The organism is Methylobacterium sp. Leaf88, from assembly GCF_001422795.1.
In the GTDB taxonomy this organism is placed as follows: Bacteria; Pseudomonadota; Alphaproteobacteria; order Rhizobiales; family Beijerinckiaceae; genus Methylobacterium.
In genome coordinates, this window is sequence record NZ_LMMK01000010.1 from 15142 (window position 1) to 38988 (window position 23847).

10 protein-coding genes and 1 pseudogene are annotated in these 23847 nt (G+C 67.8%); 2 read left to right on the forward strand and 9 right to left on the reverse strand.

All coding sequences use genetic code 11. The features are described 5' to 3' along the window. Positions 1 to 9: 9 nt before the first annotated feature. Complete coding sequence (locus ASF20_RS05865; RefSeq protein ID WP_056216510.1) at positions 10 to 1320, reverse strand: dicarboxylate/amino acid:cation symporter; 1311 nt, start codon at positions 1318 to 1320, stop codon at positions 10 to 12. Between the two features lie 203 nt (positions 1321 to 1523). Here ASF20_RS05865 and ASF20_RS05870 point away from each other — a divergent pair, with 203 nt between their 5' ends. Further along, positions 1524 to 2402 carry a LysR family transcriptional regulator gene (locus tag ASF20_RS05870; RefSeq protein ID WP_056216479.1) on the forward strand — a complete coding sequence of 293 codons (879 nt, stop codon included), beginning with the start codon at positions 1524 to 1526 and terminating at the stop codon, positions 2400 to 2402. Positions 2403 to 2656: 254 nt separating this feature from the next. Here ASF20_RS05870 and ASF20_RS05875 read toward each other — a convergent pair whose 3' ends face one another. From ASF20_RS05875 to ASF20_RS05905, 7 genes are all read right to left on the reverse strand, one after another. Beyond that, positions 2657 to 3334, reverse strand: coding sequence for a response regulator transcription factor (locus ASF20_RS05875; RefSeq protein WP_244472526.1), 678 nt, complete (start codon positions 3332 to 3334; stop codon positions 2657 to 2659). Next, positions 3324 to 4478, reverse strand: coding sequence for a sensor histidine kinase (locus tag ASF20_RS05880; RefSeq protein ID WP_244472527.1), 1155 nt, complete (start codon positions 4476 to 4478; stop codon positions 3324 to 3326). The genes ASF20_RS05875 and ASF20_RS05880 overlap by 11 nt, the downstream gene beginning before the upstream one ends. 16 nt (positions 4479 to 4494) lie before the next feature. Further along, positions 4495 to 5034: a methanogen output domain 1-containing protein gene (locus ASF20_RS05885; protein ID WP_244472528.1), complete on the reverse strand. Its 540-nt coding sequence runs from the start codon at positions 5032 to 5034 to the stop codon at positions 4495 to 4497. A gap of 167 nt (positions 5035 to 5201) precedes the next feature. Continuing rightward, complete coding sequence (locus ASF20_RS05890; RefSeq protein ID WP_056271948.1) at positions 5202 to 6548, reverse strand: HlyD family type I secretion periplasmic adaptor subunit; 1347 nt, start codon at positions 6546 to 6548, stop codon at positions 5202 to 5204. Between the two features lie 24 nt (positions 6549 to 6572). After that, entirely contained in the window at positions 6573 to 9827 is a 3255-nt protein-coding gene (locus ASF20_RS05895; RefSeq protein WP_056271951.1) for a cadherin-like domain-containing protein, read from the reverse strand. Further along, positions 9824 to 11590, reverse strand: a complete 1767-nt coding sequence (locus tag ASF20_RS05900; RefSeq protein ID WP_056271954.1) for a type I secretion system permease/ATPase — start codon at positions 11588 to 11590, stop codon at positions 9824 to 9826. Before ASF20_RS05900 ends, ASF20_RS05895 begins: the two co-directional genes overlap by 4 nt. Before the next feature lie 61 nt (positions 11591 to 11651). Continuing rightward, positions 11652 to 21515 carry a peroxidase family protein gene (locus ASF20_RS05905; RefSeq protein WP_056271956.1) on the reverse strand — a complete coding sequence of 3288 codons (9864 nt, stop codon included), beginning with the start codon at positions 21513 to 21515 and terminating at the stop codon, positions 11652 to 11654. A 625-nt stretch (positions 21516 to 22140) separates the two neighbouring features. Here ASF20_RS05905 and ASF20_RS05910 point away from each other — a divergent pair. Continuing rightward, positions 22141 to 23493: a TAXI family TRAP transporter solute-binding subunit gene (locus ASF20_RS05910; protein ID WP_056271958.1), complete on the forward strand. Its 1353-nt coding sequence runs from the start codon at positions 22141 to 22143 to the stop codon at positions 23491 to 23493. A gap of 68 nt (positions 23494 to 23561) precedes the next feature. On the opposite strand, the pseudogene ASF20_RS23880 reads toward ASF20_RS05910, so the two are convergent. Continuing rightward, positions 23562 to 23705 (reverse strand): annotated as a pseudogene (locus ASF20_RS23880) (integrase core domain-containing protein); the annotation flags it as partial. Positions 23706 to 23847 lie beyond the last annotated feature (142 nt).

A 23847-nucleotide genomic window follows, 5' to 3' on the forward strand; every position in this document is an offset into this window, starting at 1 on the left:
CGGGGGGCGTCAGGCCGAACGTGGTTCCGCGATCGGCGTCTCGAGGATCGCGGCCGTGTCCGTCGTACCGTGGCCATCGAGGACACGCCGGGCCTGCGCCCGGTCGATGTCGCCTTCCCATGCGGCGATCACCACCGTCGCCACGCAGTTGCCGATCAGGTTGCCCAGCGCCCGGGCGATGCCGACGAACCAATCGATCGACAGCACGAGCACCAGTCCGATGACGGGGATTTCCGGGACCGCCGACAGGGTGGCGGCCAGCACGACGATGGCCGAGCCGGGCACGCCGTGCGCGCCCTTCGAGGTCAGGAGCGCGATGCCGAGGATCAGCATCAGGTGTCCGAAGGAGAGATCCGTGTTGGTGGCCTGGGCGATGAACACCGTGGCGAGGGTCAGGTAGAGTGAGAAGGCATCGAGGTTGAACGAATATCCGGTCGGGATCACGAGGCCGACGGTCGAATCCTTGATGCCGAGGCGCTCCAGCTTGCGCATGACCTGCGGCAGCACGCAGTCCGAGGAGGCGGTGCCGGCCACGACGGTCAGTTCCTCGCGCAGGTAGGCGAGCAGCTTGAGGATGCTGAAGCCGGCCAGGCGCAGGATGCCGCCGAGCACCACGAAGACGAAGAACGCCACGCCCGCGTAGAACAGCACCACCAGCAGGCCGAGCTGCTTCAGCGAGCCGACGCCGTACTTGCCCACCGTGAAGGCGACGGCGCCGAGCACGCCGAGCGGGGCGAGCCTGACGATGAAGCCGATGATCTTGAACAGAACCTCCGTGATGCGCTCCAGGCTGTCGGCCAGCGGCTTGCCGCGCTCGCCCAGAAGGGACAGGCCGGAGCCGAACAGGATCGCGATGATGAGAACCTGCAGGATATCGCCCTTGGCGAAGGCATCGACCAACGTGGTCGGAATGAGCTTCATCAGGAAGTCGACGGTTCCCGTGACCTGACCGACCCGGTCGGTGTAGCCGGCGATCGATTTCGCGTCCAAGGTCGCCACATCGACGTTCATGCCGTGGCCGGGGGCGAACGCGTAGGCGAGGACGAGGCCGAGCACCAGGGCGAGGGTCGTCACCGCCTCGAAGTAGATCAGGGACTTGAGCCCGACGCGACCGACCTTCCGCAGGTCGCCGGCGCCGACGATGCCGTGAACGACGACGCCGAAGACCAGCGGTGCGATCGCCATCTTGATCAGCTTGATGAAGCCGTCGCCGAGGGGCTTCAGCGTGACCGCAAAGTTCGGCCAGACCATGCCCAGGACGATGCCGAGCACCAGGGCGGCGACAACCTGCCCGAACAACGACGCGAAGAACCGCTTCATCATAACGCCTGTACCTCTTCGCGCCGTTCCGTGTCCCGACACCCCGGTTCGACACGGTGTCGTCCGCCCTGCAGGATTCGTGCTGGCATTTTCCTGCATGGTCGTTCGGGTGTCCCCGTTGCGGCGGCACCATGTTGCCAGGAAATCTAGACGTCAAATATTTGATATGTCTTGATTGAGATCTTCTCGCTATGACTAAGCGTATGGAACTCCGGCACCTCCGCTACTTCGTGGCCGTCGCCCGCCATCTCAGCTTCACCGCCGCCGCCGAGAGCCTCGGTGTCGCTCAGCCGCCCCTGAGCCAGCAGATCCGCGATCTCGAAGCGGAGGTCGGCACCGCGCTGTTCGAACGGACGACGCGTCGCGTGTCGTTGACGCGGGCGGGCACCGACTTCCTCGCGCAGGCGCGCGAGATCCTGGACAAGTCCGGTGAAGCCATCGGGCGCGCGCGCGCCATCGGTGCCGGCGCGGCCGGCATCGTCAATGTCGGCCTGACGGGGTCGATGCTGGCCGGCCCCCTCGGGCGCGCCATCCGCGATTTCTCGGTCACCTATCCCGACGTCGATCTGCGGATCCACGAAATGTCGCCGGACCGCCAGATCTCGATGCTGAAGGCTGGACAGACCGACATCAGTTTCCTGCGCAGCCCACCCCAGGACCTCGACCTCGCCAGCGAACGCGCCTGGTGCGAGACCGTCACCCTCGTCCTGCCGAAAGGCCACCGCCTGGCCAGGACGGCGGCGATCGACCTCGCCGATCTGAGCCGCGAGCGGTTCGTGTTCCTGCGGCTCTCGGATTCGCTGTTCGCGAAATATCTTTGGGAGTGCTGCGTCGAAGCCGGGTTCACCCCGGACATCACGCATCAGGTCGTCGAAGCCGCCTCGCTGACGAGCCTCGTCGCGACGGGGCTCGGGATCGCCATCATTCCGGAATTCGTCGCCCGCCTGGCGCACGCGGACGTCGTCTACAAACCCATCAGGGGGAAACCGATCCACGCCGACGTCTATGCCCTGTGGCCGAGGGAGAAGGCCGGGCCTCTGATCGGCAACTTCCTGGACCGTGTTCGCTCCGCCAGACCATAGTTCGCGAAGGCCGCTGCTGGCAGTATCGGGCGTGGAGAGGGAAGGTGCGGAGGACCGGGGTTCGGTCATCGGGCCCCGGCACGACACGGTCATGGCCGTGCGCCGCGCCCTGGAGGATGAGGGCGTCGAATTCACCGCCGCGGCAGGTAGGAAGCCGGGAGTACGCGAGGCCCGGTCCAAGATGACCGACCCGGCCTCGAACAACCTTCAGTTTCCCACCGAGCCTGGCCGCCCCGAACAACCGTAGAACGATCTCACCGGACGGGAATCTCACCCTGCAGCCAACCTTGCAGGATGGCGAACTGGACGATCTGCGCGCGGCTGGTGATGCCCAGCTTGCAGCATGCTCGCCCCTTCTGGGCTTCGATGGCCTTCGCCGTTGCCCCGACCTGGGATCCGATCTCCTTGCTGGTGTAGCCGTAGGCCACGGATTTCAGGATCTCCCGCTCCCGTTCCGTGAGCGAGGACTTGCCCTCGTGGGCGTGGGTCCAGGCGACCGGGCTTGGGTGGGCGGAGCCGTGCCCGGGAAGGAGCGGGTCGACGTAGGTCCCGCCGGCGCGCACGGCCTCGACGGCCTGCACGATGTTCAGGAAGGCCGAGCGCTTCAGGACGTAGGCGCAGGCGCCGGCCTCGAACGCTTGGTCGACATAGACCCGGCTCTCGTACACGCTCAGGATGATCGCCCGGGTCCTGCTCCGGCGGTCGACGAGCGTGCGGATCACCGCGACGCCGTTCATGTCGGGCATGGCAAGGTCCAGGATGGCGATGTCCGGGGATAGGTCCGCGATGGCCTGCACCGCCGCCGTGCCGCCATCCACCGACGCGACGATCTCGACGAGGCCCGTGTTGCTGAGGAGGTCGGCGACCCCGTGGCGGAAGACGGGGTGGTCGTCCGCAAGCACGATGCGGATCGGGGCGCGATCAGGCATCATGGTCGACGTCACTCCCCAGGCGTATCCGCGCGACCACGGACGTACCCTGTCCGGGCGAGGACTCGACTTGCAGGCTGCCTCCGATGAGGGCCATGCGTTCGCGCATCCCGATCAATCCGAGCTTGCCCTGGGTGACCAGCAAGTGGGACGAGGCGTCGTCGGCCTCGAAGCCCGTGCCGTCGTCGTCGACCGTGAGGGTGAGGCGTCCCGGGCTGAACAGAAGGACGACCGAGACGTAGCTCGGCAGCCCCGCGTGCTTGGCCACGTTGGTGAGCGCCTCCTGCGTGATGCGATAGAGCGTGATGGCATGCTCGGCGGGCAGGTGGAATTCCTTGCCGCTGACCTGCAACTCGGTCGCGATGCGCGTGGTGCGGCTCCACTCCTCCACGAGGTAGCGAAGCGCCGTCACGAAACCGAACTCGTCGAGCGCCGCGGGTCGTAATTCCAGGGTGACGCGACGCAGAGCCTCTCCCACCTGCTGGGCTTGATCGAGGAGGCGGTCGAGTTCGGAGCGCGCATCGTCGCTGGAGAGGTAAGGCAGCAGACGTCGCAATCCGAAATTCAGGGCGACCAGATGCTGGCCCGCATGATCATGAAGGTCGCGCGCGAGCCGACGTCGCTCGTCCTGCCCGGCGCGGTACAGCCGCGTCAGCACCTCGTCGCGTTCCCGTTCGGCCCCCACGCGTGCGGCTGCGTCCGCCTCGAGCCGAGCAAGCAGGTCTTCTCGCTCCTGAAGCAACGCCTGCATTTCCCGAGTGCGCCGCCGGCGTTCCAGCATGACGCGTCGGGCATCGTAAAGCTTCGAGGCGAGGATCCCGAACCGACGGCCGAGCCCCAGCCCGTCGAGATGCAGCACGACGAGCGTGCCGCCCTCGAAACCGCCCAATCGCGCGCGCGTGCCATGGCAGGAATGGCGCTCGAGACTTCCGTCCTCGCATTGGAGGAAGAGCGTTCCGGGCAATGTGGCGGAGGAGGAGGCGCAGCGCTCGAGATAGCGACGGAACTCCACCTCGGTGGCTTTCTGAACGGGTAGGACGTCGCCGATCCGTAGACCGTCCAACGCCTCGCGCGCCGAGGCGTTGGCGGCTTGGAGCTCCCCGCCTCGCCAAACGATGAGCATTGGAGCGGGGACGAACTCGAACAAGGCCTCGAAGTCGGACCTAGACGTCACCCGTCCCGAAGTAGTCCTGTCCTCCCTCGTCGGGGGCATCAGGGTCGAGGTCAATGACGATCCGGCAGCCCGTGCCGCCGCGGGCGATGGTATCTGCAAGCGTGATTCGCCCATATCCTTGGCTCTCCGCAACCATGTGACCAAAGACGTTCGAGGTCACCATGCACATCGAGGGGGACCTCTTCACCAGGTCGCCGAACGGGCAGCGTCGGTTGCCGAGCACGATGCGCCGGGGCGTCGTCTCGATGACGTAGAAATCCCCGCCCAGGCGTCGCTTGAGGTCGATCATGGCGTCCACGGTGGCGACGAGGTCCAGCCGACGGGGGCCCGCCACCCGAAGGTATCGCGCCTTGATCTCTTCCGAGACGGCCATGCCGACCAGGGCGATGAAGCCACTGGCCTCCGACCTGCCGACGGTATCCTCCAGGGCGCCGGCGAAGGCACCGAAAACCATGCCGAGGAAATCCTCTCGGTCGATGCCAATCGGTGCGTTCTCGAAATCCGGGATGCCAACGGCTTCTCGGCACATCGGCGGCCTCCCCCTCCAGACTTATTGCAACCTTCGTAGCACATCGATGCAGCGAAACCACTAAGTCTTAGTCGGTAGGAGTACCGAGGGATGACATATTTCCCGTCATATTCTGACTCGATCGAAGATCGAGGCGGAATATGCAGTCATCTGCATCATATGTGTTGTCATCTCTCCCGGAAGCTGCGTGTGAACTGATCCTGGATCGGCTTCACGAGGTAGGAGAGGGCCGTGCGCTCCTCGGTCGCGACGTGGACCTCCACGGGCATGCCGGGCACCAAGCGGGCTCTCTCGCCCAGACGGTTCAACTCCCCCTCATTCAGCTCGACGTACCCGACGTAGAAGGCATCGTCCTTGCCGCCTTTGGTCGTCGACGGCGAGACATAGGTCAGCTTTCCCTTGAGTTCGGGGGTCGTCCTCTGGTTGAAGGCGGTGAACCGCAGCTTGGCCGGACGGCCGACACCGATCTGGTCGATGCTCGCCGGAGAAATGCGAACCTCGATCCGGAGCATGGCGTCCGCGGGCACGACGGTCGCGAGCACGTCCGCCGGCGTGACCACGCCGCCGACGGTGAAGGCCTTCAGCTCGTGCAGGACGCCCGTGGCCGGCGCGCGGATCTCGGTCCGCGTCAGCCGATCCTCCAAGGCGATGCGCCGATTGCCCAATTCCGCGAGCTTGGCATCGACGACGCTGAGTTCCTTCTGGGCCTCGGTGCGTGCGGTGTCCGTGATGGCCAGAAGCTGGACCCGGATCTCGCTCGTGCGCACCTTGGCCCGGGCGATGGAGGCTTCCAGCGACCCCTGTTCACCGGTCAGGCGGTGCCGGTCGCGGCTGATGGGCAGGAACTTCGAACTCTCGAACAGGTGCTTGTCGACGAGGCCCTGCAGCTTGCCGTGCTCGCTCGTGAGGATCGCGAGCTCGTCCCGCTTGGCATCCTTCTGCTTGACCAGGCCTGCGACCTCCTCGGCCACCTGACCGATCTGCAACTCCAACTGCTGGCGCTGGCTGTCGCGGCTGGCGAGGTTGCCACGGAACAGGCGGCTCTCGCCATCAAGGATGGCCAGCGCCTCCGCGGCGCCGTCCGATATGCTCGCGGGGAAGGCGATGTCGCGAAGCCCGTCCCGTTCGGCCAGCAGGCGCGCCTTCTTGGCCGACAACTCCACCAGTTGCCCCCGGACGATCGCCAGTTCGGCCCGTGTCTGGGCGTCGTCGATGCGGATGAGGATCTGACCGGCCGTCACGGCCTGCCCGTCTCGGACAAGGATGGCGCCGACGACCCCCCCGTCCCTGTGCTGGACCGCCTTGGCGTTCTGATCGACGGTGACCGCGCCCGGTGCCATGATGGCGCCGTTGAGGTCGGTCGTCGCGGCCCATCCTCCCACCCCGATCAGGAGGCTCACGCCCAGCGCGAACCCGAGGGCGATACGGGGGATGACGGAGAAGGAGGGGTCCGTCCCATGGTCGATCCCGTCGAGAGGCCTGGGGCGATGGACACCGATGGTTCGCGTACTCATGGTCCGGTCCCTTCGATGGATGGATCAATGGATGGGTGTGTTGGCCGGTGACGCGGCCGTCGGCTTCTCGACGAAGAGCAGGGTGTGGTGGCCGTCGAGGACGAGGGTCGTCTCGAAGGAGTCGTTCCCGTCGAGGTCGGCCGAGATGACGGTCACGTCGCCCTCGTCGAAGAGCGCGGCCCGGTAGCGGATGCCCGACACGGTGCCGTCGTTGCGGTCCATCGCCTCGGACAGCGAGTGGCCGACGACGCCCGACCCGTTCTCGAAGAAGGACCATCTCAGAAGGTCGACGTAATCCCCGACTGAGAAGTCGGTGATCTCGACGGAACGGGTTGCCTCCGAGCTCCCGGAGCGCGGGTGGAACCCGTAGCCGTCGTTGCCGCCTCCGCCCGTGAGCACGACATCGTCGTCGCCGATGATGAAGCGGTCGTCACCCGATCCGGCTACGATGCGTTCAATGGAATCGACCCTGTCCTCTCCGAGCTCGGTGCCCGAAACGACATGATTGACGAGATCGACGAGCAGGTCTCCGGTCGCGCTGCTCAGGTCCAGCGTATCCGAGCCGTCATCGCCATCGACATGGTCGTCGTCGCCATCCAACGCGAGGATGATCCGATCGTCGCCGGCGCCCGCGCGTAGGGTATCACACCCGGCTCCGTCGCGGAGCGTATCGCGACCCGAGCCGCCATCGAGGAGATCGTCGCCCCCGCGTCCCGCAATAAGGTCATCCCCATCTCCGCCAATCAGGCGGTTGCTCCCGTCACCGCCGGACAGGGTATCGTCGCCGGATCCACCGATCAGCGCCTCCAGCCCATCAAGGAGATCCCGTCCCGTCTCGGCCCCGGTCGCGATGCCTATGAGCAGGTCGGCGGAGATGCCCGCCCGCGTCCCGGAGAGGTCGAGCGTATCCAGACCAACACCGCCGTCGAACCGGTCGGCCTCCCCGTCCGACGATGCGATGAGGATGTCATCGCCGGTGCCGCCCAGCGCGACGTCGCGGCCGTCCCCGTCGAGAATCGTGTCGTCGCCGTCGCCCCCGTCGAGCCCGTCGTTTCCGGCCCCGCCCGAAACGTGGTCGCGGCCCGCGCCACCGGAGAGGGTGTTGGCGGCTGCGCTCCCCGACAGCGTGTCGGCACCAGATCCGCCCCGGACGTCCTCGATCGAGACGAGGAGGTCATGGCCAGTCTCGGCGGCCACCGAGGTACCAGCGGTGAGATCAACCGTAACACCGGATGCGGTCGTGGAAACGTCGAACGTGTCTGTCCCGTCGCCTCCATCGAAGCGGTCGGAATCTCCGTCACGCGCAGCCATGACGATATCGTCGCCTGAGCCTCCGAGAACCGTATCCGATCCCGTCCCGTCCGCGAGGGTATCGTTGTCCGCTCCGCCGTCGACGAGATCGTTGCCGGCCCCGCCCGACACCGTGTCCCGTCCGGCCCCTCCGCGGAGGACCTCGCCCACCGAGCTCCCGGTCAGGACGTCGTCGCCCGATCCTGCCCGGACAACCTCGACGGACGCGACCGTGTCGCGTCCCGACCCCTGACCAATGGCCGTGCCGGCGACCAGGTCGACCACGACATCGGTGTCAAGGCTCGACAGATCGAGCGTATCCGTCCCTTCGCCGCCGTCGAAACGGTCGGCCTCGCCGTCCAGGGACGCCACGAGGACGTCGTCCCCGTCTTGCCCCAAGGCTACGTCCCGCCCCTGCCCGTCGGAGAGGACGTCGTTGCCATCGCCCCCTTCCAGACGGTCGTCCCCGAGGCCGCCGGAAACGACGTCGCGCCCGGCGCCGCCGAACGCGACGTCGGCCCCCTCCGACCCGTCGAGGCGATCATCGCCCACCTCGCCGAGGAGCAAGTCGCTCCCCATCCCTCCGACGAGGATATCGCTGCCATCTCCGCCGTCGAGCAGGTCGTCCCCGGCGTCGCCCAACAGGATGTCGTCGCCCTCCTCGCCGAAGAGGCGGTCGTTGCCGTTTCCCCCCGAGACCCGATCCGCCCCCGTCCCCGCGAGCACGACGTCGTTCCCGTCGCCGCCCAGGATCACGTCGTCCCCGGCGCCGCCGACGATGTGGTCGTCCCCGGCGCCGCCATCGATGATGTCGGCCGAGGCACGGGCGTCGATGTTGTCGTTGCCACCCCGGCCGTCGATCTCGTCCGCGCACAGCGTTCCGAGCAAGAGGTCGTCGCCGTCCGTGCCAATCATCGGCTCGTGTTCGACGACGTTGAAGACCGCCGTCTGGGTGACGGCGAGTTCGCCATCCGTGACCTCGTACGTGATGGTGACCGGACCGAGGCCATCGGCGTCGTACACCCAGCCGTCGCCGTCGCGGGCCAGCGACCCGGAGGAGACCGTGACGTTGCGGACCGAGAGGCTGTCGCCATCGGGATCCTCGACGTTTCGGAGCAGGTCGGACAGGGCGATGGGAAGCAGCGCGCAGGCGGCCATGTCGGCGAGGTAGACCGCGCCGTTGGTGGTCGGCGCACGGTTGCGCCGGCCTGCAGAGCCGTCCCCGTCATCGTTCGAGGCCGGACGAGGCGTGACGGCGCCGGCGCCGTTCCCCGCGTCGTCGCCGGACCCGGGAGGATTGTCGGCGCCGTTTCCCCTGTCCCCGCCGTTGGTCTGCTTGCCGGGGCCGGCGGTATCCTGTCCCGCGGGACGGTCCGCGTCCGACGGCGTGCCCCTGCCGCCGCCGGGAAGGTCATCGGTGTCGCCCAACCCGCCGGGCGGTCGGGTCGCGGGATCATCGAGGTTTTCGGATCCCGCTCCCTCGTCACCATTGTCCTTGTCCCGGCCCCCCCCGCCGCCGCCGCCGCGGACGCCGGGGGCCCGGTCGGCATTGTCGTTGATGGGGCGTGGGATGACGGGTGACGCCTTGAAGTCGTTGAGGTTCGGCTGGGGGTCGTGCCGGGCGAAATGGAGCGTATGCGCTTGGAGGTGGGTGGCATCGTACTCCGGTGAGGGCATCTCCGTTTGGGGCACGACCCCGGATGACCCCAGCAGGTGATGCTCGTCGGGTGTCTCGCCCGGATCCACGTCCGACGAGGCCATGACGACGAGCTTGGGTGCTGCCTTCGTCTCGTGTCCGGCGGCGCTGGGCTCGACCTCGGCATGAACCGAGGTGTGGAACAGGGACTTCAGGTATCCGGCCACGGCAGCGACCGCGAGGGCCAGGTAGTAGGGCGTGGTCGACGACTTGCCGGCTTCCTTCAGCGCGTACTTCTGCGCTCCGGTCTGGGAGGCTTCGCCGGTCTTCGTGCCCTTCGTCTCGATGATCATGCCGGCACCCGCTCCATGACGGAGCGCTCCCTTGCGATCTTGGCCGGATCGGCACCGGCCGATGCGTCGCGCACGGCCTTGCCGAGAATGGCTTCCTTGGGCCCGAAGGCGGTCAGCTTGCCGTCCTGGACGACCGCGATGGTGTCGACGGCCGCCAGCACGCTCGGTCGGTGCGCGATCACCACCGCGATGCCGCCGCGGGCGCGCACGCCCTGGATGGCGGCGGCCAGGGCCGCCTCGCCCTCGCCGTCGAGATTGGAGTTCGGCTCGTCGAGCACGAGCAGGAAGGGGTTGCCGTACAACGCCCGCGCGAGGGCGATGCGCTGGCGCTGGCCGCCGGACAGGGCGGTCCCGAACGGGCCGAGTTCGGTGCGGTAGCCGTCGGGCAACCGCAGGATCATCTCGTGGACACCCGCGGCGCGGGCGGCGGCGACGACCAGGGCCGGATCGGCATCCTGCGCCAGGCGGGAGATGTTCTCCTCGACCGTCGCGTCCATCAGGCAGACCTCCTGGGGCAGGTAGCCGATGATGCGGCCGAGGCTGTCCTCGTCCCATTGCGACAGGTCGGCCCCGTCGAGGCGGATGCCGCCGCGCAGGAGGGGCCAGATGCCCGTCAGGGCCCGGCTCAGGGTGGTCTTGCCGCCGCCGCTGGGGCCGATGACGCCCAGCGCTTGGCCCGCCTGGAGCTCGAACGCGACGTCCGACAGCAGCACCCGCCCCGAGCCGGGCGCCGCCACCGTGATCGACCCCACGCGGAGGGACGAGTGCGGCATCGGCAACGGCATCGGCTGGTCGACGCCGGACAGGGCCACGAGGGTCTCCGTCAGCCGCCCGAAGGCCTTGCGGGCCACGGCGATGCCCTTCCAGTTGCCCACGGTCTGGTCGATGGGGGCCAGGGCGCGGGCCGAGGTGATGGATGCCGCGATGATGGACCCTGCGGAGAGCTCGCCGCCGATGACGAGGTAGGCCCCGAGCCCCAGCACGGCCGATTGCAGGATCATGCGCAGGACGCGAGAGATGGCGGCGAAGGTTCCGGTGATGTCCGTCGTCCGGGTCTGGAGTTCCAGGTGCTCGTTGTTGGCGAGGCGGTATCGGTCGACGGCCCGCTCCGCGAACCCCATCGCCTTCAGGACGTCGGCGTTGCGGGCGTTCGAGTCGGCGATGGCATTGCGGGCCACCACGGCCTGCTGGGTCGCCCCCGTCCACCGCCGGGTCAGCAGTTCGGTGAGGATGGTGAGGAGGGTGAGGAGGGCGGCGCCGGCGACGGTGAGTGCCCCGAGCCAGGGGTGGAGCATGTAGACGAAGACGAGGAAGACCGGCGTCCAGGGCAGGTCGAAGAGCGCCACGAGCCCCGGGCTTCCCAGGAAGCCGCGGACCGTGTCGACGTCCCGGCTGCGTTCCATCGCCTCCGCGGTGGAGAAACCGAAGCGCGGCATGTCGATGGAGACACGCTGCGCCAGGGGCGCGATCCGGCGGTCGAGCTGCGCCCCGATCCGCACGAGGATCTGCTGGCGCAGGACGTCGAACAGGCCCTGGAAGACGTAGAGGCCGATGGCAAGCGTCGAGAGCCCGACGAGGGTCGGCAGGCTGCCGCTCGGCAGCGCCCGGTCGTAGACCTGGAGCATGTAGAACGACCCGGTCAGGGCGAGGATGTTGATGATGCCCGACATCGCGACGAGGAACACGAACGGCATCCCGAAATGCCGGGTCAGCGCCTCTGTGCTTCGCTTCTGGGCGAGTTGCTTCTGATCCCTGGAACGCATGTCTCAATCCCCCATGAGCGCGGTTGGGCGGGAGGGGCCCGACGCCGGGCCCTTTCCCACGTCAGAGGGCGAAGTCCGCGGCCGTCGCGGCCGGGGCTCCCTTGATGCTGAACTTGAACTCGGGGGCCGCGTCGCCGCCGGTATTGCCCGCCACCACGGTGTAGTCCCCGTCCGCCCGGTGCTCCTGGGTGACCAGCAACTCACCGACCCCGGTGAAGGCCGCCCCAGTCGCGAGCGTGAACGCCTGGTTCCCCGCCACGCCCTGGTTCGCGTCGATGCCGCTGAGGTCGACCTTGTCGCCGGGCTGGAAGCTCGCGATGGTGTCGCCGTTCGCCGCGGCGGCCGACCCGAAGCGGTAGGTGTCGGCCCCGCGGCCGCCATCCATCACGTTCACGGCGTCGCTGGCCGTGATCGTGTCATCGCCGGAGCCGGTCACGAGGTTCTCGATGCCCCAGAGGGTATCGGACCCGGATTGGCTGCTGGCGACGCTGCCTCGCCCGGCGAGCCCCGTGCCGAGGTCGGCCGCGATGTTGGCGGTGATGGCCGACATGTCGAGGGTGTCGGCGCCGGTGCCGCCCCCAACCTCGTCGCCCCAGTAGCTGTCGCCGCCATCCCCGACCTCGGCCACGAATAGGTCGTTGCCGTCGCCGCCGATCACCGTATCGTTGCCGGCCCCGGCCGTGACGAGGTCGTTGCCGGCCCCCGCGAGGATGCGGTCCGCGCCGGCGTCGCCGTAGACCATGTCGTCGCCGCTGCCCGCGAGGATGTCGTCGTCGCCGGCCCCGCCGAAGACCACGTCGCGGCCACCGCCGGCATCGACGAAGTCGTTCCCGTCACCGCCGCGGATCACGTCGGCCCCGTCGCCGGCAAGGATGTTGTCGTCCCCGGATAGGCCGAGGAGCGTATCGGCGCCGGGCGTCCCGGACAGGACATCATCGCCGGTCGTACCGGCCACCAGGCTTGCCGGAAGCTCGGCCGGGGGTGTGGTCGTCCCACCACCGGTGGTGCCCCCGGTCGCGCCTCCGCCCGACGAACCTCCCCCCGTCCCGGGAGCGGTGGTCCCGTCGTCCGAGTCGTCCCCGTCCTCCGAGTCGTCCCCGTCGTCCGAGCCGCCACTGCCCGTGGTGTCGTCGTCCCCGTCGTCGGAGCCGTCCCCGCCCGCGGTACCGTCGTCTCCGTCGTCGATGGGCCCGGTGCCGTCGCCCTCCCCGTCAGCCGGCCCATCGCCTCCGGCGGTCCCGTCCTCGTCGCTGACGGCGAAGATGTCCTCCTGCAGGCCGGTCAGCCCGGTGTTGCGCGCGACGATGTCGGAGAAGTTCTGGCCATCGATGATGTTCTGATAGAAGTCGAAATTGTCGAACCGGTCGGTGTAGTAGAAGCGGTCTCCTTCCTGCAGGCGGTCGAACTGCTCATGGAGCACGACCCAGAAGGTCTGGCCCACGACGCCGCCGTTGATGTGCTGCTCGGCCAGGCCGCCGACCCAGAGGTCGACCCGGTCGATGCCATTCACGTATTCGGTGCCGTCCGGCCGCTGATGGATGGCGATGTCGGGGTTTGCGGCCACGAAGGCCGCGCGCATGTCGGCCGTCGCCAGGGCCAGGTCCGGGTAGGCAGCCTTGAACTGCGCGATGACCGTGTCGCTCAGTCCGTTCCGGGCCTGGAAGTCCTCCCAGGAAGCGTAGGGCGTCAGGTCGCCCGCGAAGCCTAGCGCCTCCCGAATGTAGGGATCCGTGGATGCCATGAGGTCGGCGCGAACCTGGTTCAGCGAGCCGAGGCCGACATCGCGGCCGCGGGCAACGTTGAAGGCGAACAGGTCGGCGTTGATCCGCACCAGGTCGTTGCGCACCGCGTCGACGATGTTGAAGTCGACTTCCTCGGCCGGTTGCGTCGCGACCCCGGCGAGGATGGCGTTGGCCCCGAGCTGGGCGTAACCCGGCTGCGGCACGTAGCCGGGCGGCAGGGGCGCCGTGAAGACGTCCGGGGCGTTCGAGGGGTTCAGGAAGGCATCGAAGAGCGCGACCTGCCGCGGCGCGCCGTCGGGGCCGATGACCGTCAGGGTCTCGCCGATCAGCGAGTGCCCGACGCGGTACACGGCGGAGGCGAACTCGTGGGAGATCCGGGCGTCGACGTCCGGGTTGTAGCCGTTGTGACCGTGCGTTCCGCTGCCCTTCATGCCGCCGATGAGCTGATCCGCGAACTCGTCGAAGATCACGCGCTGGTACTCGGCCTCGTTGATCATCTTGGCGGCCTGGAACACCTCCTCCGGCGTCCCCTGGAAGCCGGCCTCCACGAGGTTCTCGACGTGGAAGTTGTGGTTGCGCGCCCAGATCGTGTGCATGGCGGTGAGCGACACGTTCTCGTTCGCCCGTCCATCGCCGGCCACGTAGTGGTCGAGCAGGCTGACGAAGGGGTTCGTGTCGAGCAGCAGCGCGTTGCCGCTCCCCATGAAGTTCGAGGCGAAGGCGCTCACCGCCTCGGGATCATACGCGCCGGCCGCATTGAACAGGGAGCCGGTCTTTGTCTCGGAGATGGGGAAATTCGAGAAGTAGGTGCGGAAGCTGATCGCTCCGCCCGGGAGCGAGGGGTCGTGGAAGATCGTGTCCGCGTCCCAATGGTGCTGGATGAGGGCGCGGAGGGTCGGGAGCAGGTTGAAGGCGGGATTGGAGGGATCGGGAGCACCCGCGAGAAGGCGCGCGCCGACGCCCTGGTTGCCGTCGCTCTCGCGCAGGAACTGGCCGACGAGTTCGTGCGAGCCGTAGGCCTGGTTCTGGTCGACGTAGGGTGAGGTCTTGTTGAGGTGCTGGGGCACCCCGTCCACGATGGACGAGACCTCGCCCCGTGTCAGGTCGGCCGGATTGTTGGTTCCGGGCGCGCGCCCCGAGCCTAGCTGGTCGATCAGGACGGTTCCGTTGGCGGCGCTCTTCGGGAGGAAGTCGAGGCCGTGGTCGAAATACTGTCCGAACGCCATGAAGAAGATGTTCGAGCCGTTGGCCTGGTGCGGCAGGTCGGCCTCCTGGGTCCCCAGCACGTTGCTGATGGCGCGCGGATCGAGGCCGGCGTAGAGCGGATTGAGGGCGTTGTTGTTGGTTGCCGGGTCGAAGGCACCGTAATGGGCGTCGGTGAGCCGAATGAACGGCTGGTCCGCGGCGCCGAATTCGGGATGGTCGAGGTTGTTGCCCGCTCCGGACAGGGTGCGGACACCGGTCGCCCCCTCCGTATCGTCGTCGCCCTCGACGGCGGGACGTCCCTGGATGAGGTTCTTGATGCCGGCGAGATCCGCCGCAGTCAGGGTGAACGCTCCGCCGCCGCCCGGCTGCTCCCCGCCCTGGACTGGTGTGGTGCCGAAGGCCGGCGTACCCGAGCTTGCGTAGGTGATGGTGTGAGACCCGTTGGTCAGGGTCGTCATGCCGTTCGCCTGGGTGGCCGTGTAGTCGGCACGCGTCGTGCCGGGGGCGAGTTCGATGACGTCCTGGGGCCGCAGCGTGCCGATGATGGTGTCGTGTCCGCCGTTCGACCGGAAGACGATGCGGTGGGCCGAGGTGAGCCCGGAGATGTCCACCGTATCGTCGCCGGCAGCGCCGTCGATGGTGATGGTGCTGAAGTTCAGGCTGGTCCCGGTGAAGTTGCCCGATACCGTGACGGTGTCGTTCCCGGCGGCACCCTGGTTCAGGCCGCCCCCATCGTTGGCGGTGACGTTGAGCGTGTTCACCTGGATCTCCTCGACGTTGTCGAGCTCGGCGACCACGGTCGTCGTCGTCCCCACGGTGCGGGTGATCACGATCTCGGTCGCGGCCCCGAAGGTCGTTCCGAGCGTGGCCGCGAGCGTGGCGTTCTGCCCACCGGTGAGCGCGTAGATGCCGAAAGCTTCCGCCGCCGCGACCCCGTTCAGCACGTAGGTGTCGGTCCCGGCCCCTCCGTCGACGCGGTCGCGCCCGTCGACGCTGAGTTGTGTGATCCGGTCGTTGCCGGCACGGCCATTGATGATGTCGTTGCCGCCCCGACCATCCATCGTATCGTTGGAGAACAGGAGGGCGTTGGCACCGTTGGCGATATCGTCGCCCGCCGTGCCGACGAAGTTCAGGCCGATGAGAGGGGCACCGGTAAAGTTGTCTCCCACGATGCCGGTCGGTGCGGAGAAGACTTCTTCTGGGTTGCCCTCGCCATCGGTGAAGCTGACACGGACCCTCAGGACTGCGCCGACTTGGGCCTGGGCGGGTGTGAATCCTTGACCCGTGGCGCCCGCGATGGCGTTCCAGGTCACGCCGTCGGCGGCCAGGACCTGCCATTGGAAGGCGAAGGCGCCGAGGCCGTTGGCATCCGCGATGCCGACCGTTGAGACGCTGAGGGCCTGGCCCTCGGTCGGCGACACCAGCCCGTTCGTCGGCGTGGGGTCGACGATGGCCGGAACGCCGGTCGCCGCGGTGTTGACCCTGACGGCTTCGACGTTCTTCAGCTCCGCGATCACGACGCCGCCGCGGACCACCACCGACTGTGTGTCGTCGCGGAAGGTCAGGGTCGGGAACTGCGCGCGCGCGGCAGCGAGCCCGAGCTGCTGGACCGGAAGCGCGCCGTCGAGGATCCGGAAGGTGTCGGTCCCTGCGCCGCCATCGACGAAGTCGCGTCCGTCCCCGGGGCGCCACGTCACGGAATCGTTCCCGCCGCCCGCGAAGACGAGGTCGTCCCCTGCGCCGCCCGCCAGCGTCTCCGACGCGACGGTACCCACCACGATGTCGGCCCCGGCCGTCCCGGCCGCGCCGATGGCATAGACGTCGGTGTCGCCGACCTGCAGGAACTCGACCTCGGTCAGCGTATCGCGGCCGTCGCCTTCCAAGCCGAGGTTGTCGGTGACGGTGATGACGGCCCCGGTGCGCTCGAAGGCGTAGGCCTCGACCGGGCCGGTCACGATGGCCGTATCCGTGCCCGCATCGCCGTCGATGGCATCGTTGCCGTGTCCGCCCGAGAGCTGGTCGTCGCCGGCCCCGCCCCGGAGCGTGTTGTCGCCGGTCCGGCCGATGAGGACGTCGTCGCCGTCGTTGCCTCGGAGGTCGTCGTCGCCGGCCCCTCCGTCGACCCGATCATTCCCGTCGCCGCCGTCGATGATGTCGTTGCCCACATCGCCTTCGATGTCGTCGTCGCCGGCAAGACCCAGGATGACGTTCGCAGCCGTCGAACCGGGAAGATCGTCGTCGCCGGCGGTGCCGACGAAGGCCGTCTCGACGGACAGCGTTTGCTGGGACTGCGTGACGCCCGGAAGCGTGCTCGTCCAGTTCGCGACGGCCCGGACCTCGACGTTCGGATTGGCCGGCGTGAAACGGTCGCCTGAAGGGCCTCCCAGCGCGTTGCCGACGAGACCGTCCCCGGGTCCGACGTTCCGCCAGGTGCCGTTGGCGTCGAGGACTTGCCACTGGACCGTCACCGGGCGCCCGGCGACGAGGCCGGTGAACACGGCGTCGAACCGGCCGATGTCTCCATCGGATGCGACGATGTTCAAGCGGTCGAAGGGTTGGTTGAGGATGAGCGCGACGGCGACCGGCCCGTCCGCGAACTGAAGGGCTTCGATGTTGCGCAGGGTGTCCGTGCCGTCATCGACCGCCGGATCGCTCAGGGTCACGTGCCGGACCGTGAGCGTCCCCGCTTCCGCACCGGTGCCGCGGGTGATGCTGTAATTGGCCCGCACATCGCTGAACACGGCCGTATCGACATCGGACGCGTTCGCGTCAGGCGACACGATCTCCCGCACGATGTGCATCTGGTCCGGCCGGACGTCCCGCGAGAGCAGGAGCTCGAACAGCGACTTGCCCACCCACGACGCCGGCAGGCCGTCGGTGGTGACCTGGCCCTGGGTGAAGGTGTGGCGCAGGCTGTCGACAGAGGTCAGTTGGTTGGCCTGGGTGTTGGAGGCGGACTCGATGGCCGGGGTCGAGGAATCGTCCGGCCGGGTGATGCGGATGCGGACGTTGAGCCAACGGTCGCCGTCCAGGATGTCGTTGCCGCCATTGCCCTGGAGGACGTCGCTTCCCGCGCCGCCGAGCAGGATGTTGCCGGCCTCGAAGAGCCCGTTCGAGCCGAGCGAGACGATCCGGTTCAATCCGTCGATGCGGGCGAGGCCGTCCGCGTCGAGACCGTCGTTGAAGAACACGCCCTCGTTGGCGCCCACGGTCGCGGCACCGGGTTCCTCCGCAAGCCCGTCAGCGGCGGTCCGGTCGTCGCCGATCAACGTGTCGTTGTTCTTCCACCCCGACAGGGCCTCGACCTTGTCGAAGCGGTTGCGCAGGATGTCGGCTTCCTCGGTCGTGAAGATCGGGATGCGCATGTCGGCGTGGGCGTCGCGGGCGTTGCCCTTGAAGATGGCCCAATCGAAGCCGAACATGCCCTCGTTGCGCATGACGCTCTCGCCCTGCACCATGATGTCGTCGCCGGACTCGCCGTCGAAGTCGTGTTCGTCGCCGCCGGCGAACATCACGTCGTGGCCCTTGATGGCGGAGTTGAAGAACAGCTCCGAGTTGTCGCCGGCCGTGGTGTCGAAGCCGCCGCCGGCCTCCAGCCAATCGTCGCCCTCGTTGCCCATCAGCAGGTCGGCGCCGTCGCCGCCGATGACGAAATCGTCGCCGGCACCGGAGAACACCTCCGTGGAGTCCACGCCCACGAAGACCACGTCCTTGCCCGTGCCTCCGATCAGGATGTCGATGCCGTTCGAGTTGGCGATGACGTCGTTGCCGCCTTCGCCCTTGAGGAAGTCGCCGCTGTCGCCGGAATCGGTGATGATGTCGTCGCCGTCGCCCCCGTTGACGAGGTCGACGCCGGCACCGGACTCGATCCGGTCGTTGCCCGCATCGCCCCAGATCCCGTCGTCGCCGAAATCGGTGACGATGGTGTCGTTGCCGTTGGTGCCGCCGACGAGGACGTGCTCGCCGCCGGTGAAGCGGAGATAGTTGGCCTCGACGGCCGCGCTTCCGGGATCGTCCCGCATGACCTTGCCGAGGCCCATCGCCTCCAGGATGGCATCGGCTCCGGTCGGGTCGACACCGGGGGCGGATCCGTTCTGGTCGGATTGGTTGGCGGCGTTGACCTCAAGCTCGAAGTCGTAATCCGCGAAGGCGTCGACGCCGATGTGGCGCGGGACGATGTCGTCCCCGGTGCCGCGGATGCCGTCCGGTCCGGGCTCCGCCAGGTTCGTGTTGGCCATCATCAGCTTGGAGAAGGAGTTCTGCTCCAACTCGACCAGGAAGTTCTGCCCCTGGGTGCGGGTGAGATAGTAGAAGCGGTCCGCGTCCTGCAGGTTCTCCATCTGCGCCTCGAACACGGCGTTGAAGGTCGAACCGAGAAGGCCACCGAAGGGCATCTGCTTCTCCGCGAGGCCGCCGATCCAGAGGTCGACCGCGTTGTAGCCGGTTTCCCGGCCCGCCCAGGCCCCCCGGGAATTCAGGTAGTCGAGGCGGTCCTCCGGAGCCCCCACCCCACCCAGGACGAGCGCTAGGGCCGCGTCGCGCTTGCCGTCGAGGGTCGTCGCCGCAACCACGGACGGATGTGTCCCATAGGCCGCCACGAAGTTCACGACCGACATCGCGTTCTTGAGATTGCCGGCCATGTCCGCCCAACTGGTATAGGGCGTCAGGAAGGTCGAGCCGGTGGCGGCGAAGAGCTGCGCGCGCGCCTCGTTCAGGGTGGGCGTCCCGGTCTCGCGACCGCGGGCGATGTTGAGGGCGGCGAGGTCGAGGGGCAATCCGAGCAGGTTGTTGCGCAGGGCGTCGACCACGAATTCGTCGATCTCGCTGCCACGCTCGACCGTCATGCCCCGGATGATGGCGGCCGCGGCCTCGTCGTGGCTCAGCCTTGGTGTGCCCGTGGGCGCGAGGTCGCCGGGGCTGTCAAACAGCACGGGGTTGAGGAAGGCCTCGATCAGCCCGAGGCCATTGTCGAGGGCAGCCCCGTCCACCCCGACGCGCGGCAGGTTTTCCGTGAGCATCGAGTGTCCGAAGCGGTAGACCGTGTTGGCGAACTCCGCGAAGATGGCCGGGTTGATCTCCGTCACCGCGTTGAACACGAACGGGTCGATCTGGGGCTGCACCTTCCGGGCGAACTCCTCGAAGACGAGGTGCTGGTACTGCATCTCGGTGGCGAAGCGTCCGGCCTGGAACAGGCGCTCGCCGTCCCAATCGAGGCCGTTCGCAATCGTGGTCTGCTCCAGGGCCGAAAGCTGGGCGAAGCCCGCGGGTAACCCCGCGATGTCCGTCTCCAGCCACGCGTTGATGAAGGCGAGGTCGCCCGAGCGCAGGATGGTCAGCTTGTGGGCCTCGACCTGTCGGTTGTGTTCGGAGTGGAAGATGTGGTGGACGGCGGTGAGGCCGATGTTCTCGTTCCCGCGTCCGTCGCCGGTGATGAAGTGCCGGTCGAGGAGCTCGTTGTCGTAAGCCAGATTGCGCCCCTGCGCGGTCAGGCCCGTCGTGGAACCGTCCGCGTTGGCGAAGCCCAGGGCGGTGTCTCCGTCCTGGGGAAGCGCGATCCCCCGCGAGGTGGTCGGCACGGCGTCGTTGGCGATGTCGTCGAGGAAGGCGTTGAAGGTGCGGGCGGCCGCGACCGTTTCGCCCGCCTCGATGGTGTTCTGGGTGCCGTTGGGGCCCGCGAGGACCGTGCCGACCGGCAACTGGATGGCGGAGAGGGAGAGCGGCGCCGCGAGGGTGCCGCTGGCATAGACCGGCTGCCCTCCGGGCGTGATCCCGACCATGACCTGGGGCATGCCGTCGGCGCCGGGGATGAAGGCGCCGTAGGGGTCTGTGAGCAATTGGGGGACCGCCGAGACGTCGGCATCGACGAGGTTGATGCCGAGCATCGTCCGCGCCTGTTCCTTGACGTCGGCCCAGGTCGCGAGCCCGCCGTTCACGCCGCCGAGGAGGAACCCGGTCGCGACGGGCTTCCCGTCGACCAGCGCGTACTCACGCAGGAAGACCTGGTGGGAGGCGTTGGAGGTGTAGGTCTGGTTCTGGTCGACGAAGGGCGTCGTGACGTTGCGCTGCGAGCCATCGACGGGGGTCGAACGGGTCAGCACCATGAATTGGGTCTGCGCGGTCACCTCGTCGCCCGTGCCGGGCATTCCGTCGGGGCCCTGGGTGACGAGCGGGTCGTCCGCGGTGAGCGGGATGTAGACCGTGCCGTTGCCGCCCTTGGTGATCAGGTCGAGCCCGTGGTCGAAGAACTGCCCGAAGAACGTCATCCAGGCATTGAAGGGCTTGGACAGGCCCTCGTCCGGAGCGACGTTGAGGACATTGATGGAGCCGTTCGTGACGGTGACGCCCGTCCGCTGGAGAATGGTATCCAGCGCGGATTGCAGCTCTGCATGCTCGCCGGCGGGATCCGCCCCTTGCGCCGTCCGCAGAGCCTCGTAGGCCGCCGTGATGAGTCGCTGGTCGCCGAGGATGTCCGTGGAGCCCGCGAGCCTGAGCGCGGCCGCGATGGCCGCCGGATTGTTCAGCGAGGCGTCGACGACAAGGTTGGAGATGATGCGTGGGTCGGCGTCGGCGACGCTGCCACCGGTGCCGTAGTCGGTGTTGGTGACCGCCGGTGCCGGTCCGGGGCCGTCCGGGTCGAAGGCGTCGCCGTCCTGATCGTTCACGAAGCTTTTGTCGAGAAGCTGGGGCATGGGCTGGCCGGACGAGCCCCAGGTCTCGCGGCCGGGCACGATGTTGTTGAAGGTCCCGTCCACCGTGCGGAGCCCGTAGGGCACGTGCGGATCGGGGATGGCGCGCGGTGCGTCGGCCGCACCCAGCCAGAGGCCATCCGGGTTGTAGAGGCTGCGATCCGTCAGGATGTCGCCGGTGGCGGGGTCGACCCTGAGTTCCGTCAGGTCGATGCCGCTGGCGTGGGCCTCGGCGATCCTGATCTGCCTCAGGATGAAGGTCAGATCCTGCTGATTGAGATGAACCGCCATGACACCCTCCGCACGACATGGGCGGCGATGGCCGGCCCTGATCGGATGCGAGGAGTTCCCTTGTTTTCCGGGACGCCTCCTCCACATCCGCGAAGGTTCCATGCCTGTGACCCTGCCGGAAGAGTTAAAAAACCCTTAAGGACATAGGAAATTTCCTCGCGTGTGGGTTTTTCCTACAGGATGCAACTTCGCTGGTACTGCTTCGGAGTTATCTTTTCCTCTTTTGTGCTTTGGTTGTCGACTTGCGTACTGCATTCGAGTCCCGTTGCACGTCAGAGGGCCCATAAAAATCCGCGGCAATAGGGTTTGGTGCTCAGTCTATTTTTACCGACGTAACGAGGTCGAACCCCGATCCATGGAGCGATTCGTGAGCTTCGTGCCGCGGACGTGCCATCGGTCGAAACGAAGGGCGGCGGGACCCTACGGGAGTTCGTCGACCACAGTTTCGACAGCCTGGTCTTCAAAGGACGCGGCCATCGCCTTGGCGGGGCTCCCTGCGTAAACAACCGTCTTGGATGGGCGCCCGAGTGCGTGGGCGGTCGGTCCGGTGCTGTCCTTCGAACAGGAAAGATCCCGCGATGGATTCCCGACCCGCGGGCGAAGCCGTTGGCAACGAGGAGCAGGCGTGTCCAGGATCAAAATCCCCGGTGGCCGTGAACAATGGCTCCTGGTGGGCCTGTTGGCCGTGCTCCTCCTTGTTACTCTGGCCACCTATCACCTGACGCGGCCGACGACGCTGACCGTCGTGGTTGCCCCGAAAGGCGGAAGCGAGCCAGCCTTGCTGCAGGCCTACGCGGACGAGTTGGCCCGAAGAAAGCTCGGGATTCGGCTGAAGGTCATCGCCTTCGACGGCGTTCGCGAGAGCGCCGAGGCGCTGAAGGCCGGTAAGGCCGACCTTGCCGTGGTCCGGCCCGACGTCGCGTTGCCCGGGAACGCCCTGACGCTTGCCGTCCTGCGCGAACTCTCGGCCTTCGTCGCGGCGCCCTCCAACGCGGGCATCAAGGGCTTCTCGGACCTGGCCGGCAAGCGCCTCGGCATGCTCGCGAGCCGCACCGCCGACCGAACCCTCGTCGGCACGCTCGTGGCCCACCACGACCTGGAACTCCTGACGGAGCCACAGACCGGGGCCCTCCCGAAGAAGGCCGTGGCGCTCGTGCCCCTGGAGGAAGCCGACGTCGGCCCTGCCCTGCGCGAGCATCGGATCGACGCGCTGGTGATGGTCACGACACCCACCTCGCCCATCGCCAGGCGGCTTGTCGCGTTCGTCAAGGACGAGAGCGAGGACGACGAGATCGCCCTGTTCGGGGTGCCGGATTCTACGGCCGTCCTGGCGCGCTGGCCACGTCTTCAAGCGGTCACGCTCCCGGCGGCTCTGTTCGGCGGCAATCCCCGGCTCCCCGCCGAGGACGTGGTCACCGTCGGCTCGTCCTATCGGCTCGTGGCCCGGGCCGACCTGTCGCGCAGTCTCGCCGCCGAGGTGACCCAGCATTTGTTCGAGATGCGCAGCGCGCTGGCCGACACTGTGTCGGCGGCCAACGCCATCGACAATCCCGCCTACGAGGACACGGCCGACGCCACCAGCGCGCACCTCCCCATCCATCCCGGGGCGATCGACTATTACGAGCGGGAGCAGGAGACCTTCATCGAGCGCTACGAGAGCTGGATCTACCTCGTGGCCATCCTGGCCGGCGGCGTCGGCTCAACGGTAGCCTGGCTTCGCCAGCGTCTGGGCCGCATCCGGCGGGAGCGGATCGAGGTGGCGACGAGCCGCCTGCTCGAACTGCGTGGGGCGGCGCGGCAGGAGACCGACCGCGCGCGTCTGGAGGCCATGGCGGCCGAGGTGGATGATCTGGCCGCGAGCATCGCCCGACAGGCCCTCAATCGACCGACCGAGCTTCGGATGCTCGGGGCGGCCAACGTGGCCATCGACGCCACGCGTTCGACAGTCAGGCGTGCGATGGTGAGCCGACCCGATTGAAGGGGGCCGCCCTTTGGTATGGCTTTTGAGCCTGTTCGGAGTTGACTTGGTTTGTGGTCCAGAACCCATGCAAGTTCTCGGGCCGTGACAGCGTGGTTGGCGAAGGCTCGGGGCGTCAAGCCACCCAGGGCCGTGTGGGGTCAATCTTCATTGTCGTGGCACCTCCATTCCTCAATGCGCTCATGAGCATCCGCCAGCGATAGGAACCAAGAGGTGATCCTCTCTCGGTTTCACGGACACCTCCGATACGCTCGTTACGGGCGGGGAAGGTGTTTGATGGCGAAGACGAGACAGCGAGTTCAAACGCGAGGCGGTGGCCCTGCTGGACAGCAGCGGCCGGCCGCTGATGCAGAC

What these genes read in the sequence shown, in the direction of transcription:
- ASF20_RS05865 (WP_056216510.1), bottom strand. Translation starts at nt 1,320, where the DNA reads ATGAAGCGGTTCTTCGCGTCGTTGTTCGGGCAGGTTGTCGCCGCCCTG.
- ASF20_RS05870 (WP_056216479.1), top strand. Translation starts at nt 1,524, where the DNA reads ATGGAACTCCGGCACCTCCGCTACTTCGTGGCCGTCGCCCGCCATCTC.
- ASF20_RS05875 (WP_244472526.1), bottom strand. Translation starts at nt 3,334, where the DNA reads ATGATGCCTGATCGCGCCCCGATCCGCATCGTGCTTGCGGACGACCAC.
- ASF20_RS05885 (WP_244472528.1), bottom strand. Translation starts at nt 5,034, where the DNA reads ATGTGCCGAGAAGCCGTTGGCATCCCGGATTTCGAGAACGCACCGATT.
- ASF20_RS05890 (WP_056271948.1), bottom strand. Translation starts at nt 6,548, where the DNA reads ATGAGTACGCGAACCATCGGTGTCCATCGCCCCAGGCCTCTCGACGGG.
- ASF20_RS05895 (WP_056271951.1), bottom strand. Translation starts at nt 9,827, where the DNA reads ATGATCATCGAGACGAAGGGCACGAAGACCGGCGAAGCCTCCCAGACC.
- ASF20_RS05900 (WP_056271954.1), bottom strand. Translation starts at nt 11,590, where the DNA reads ATGCGTTCCAGGGATCAGAAGCAACTCGCCCAGAAGCGAAGCACAGAG.
- ASF20_RS05905 (WP_056271956.1), bottom strand. Translation starts at nt 21,515, where the DNA reads ATGGCGGTTCATCTCAATCAGCAGGATCTGACCTTCATCCTGAGGCAG.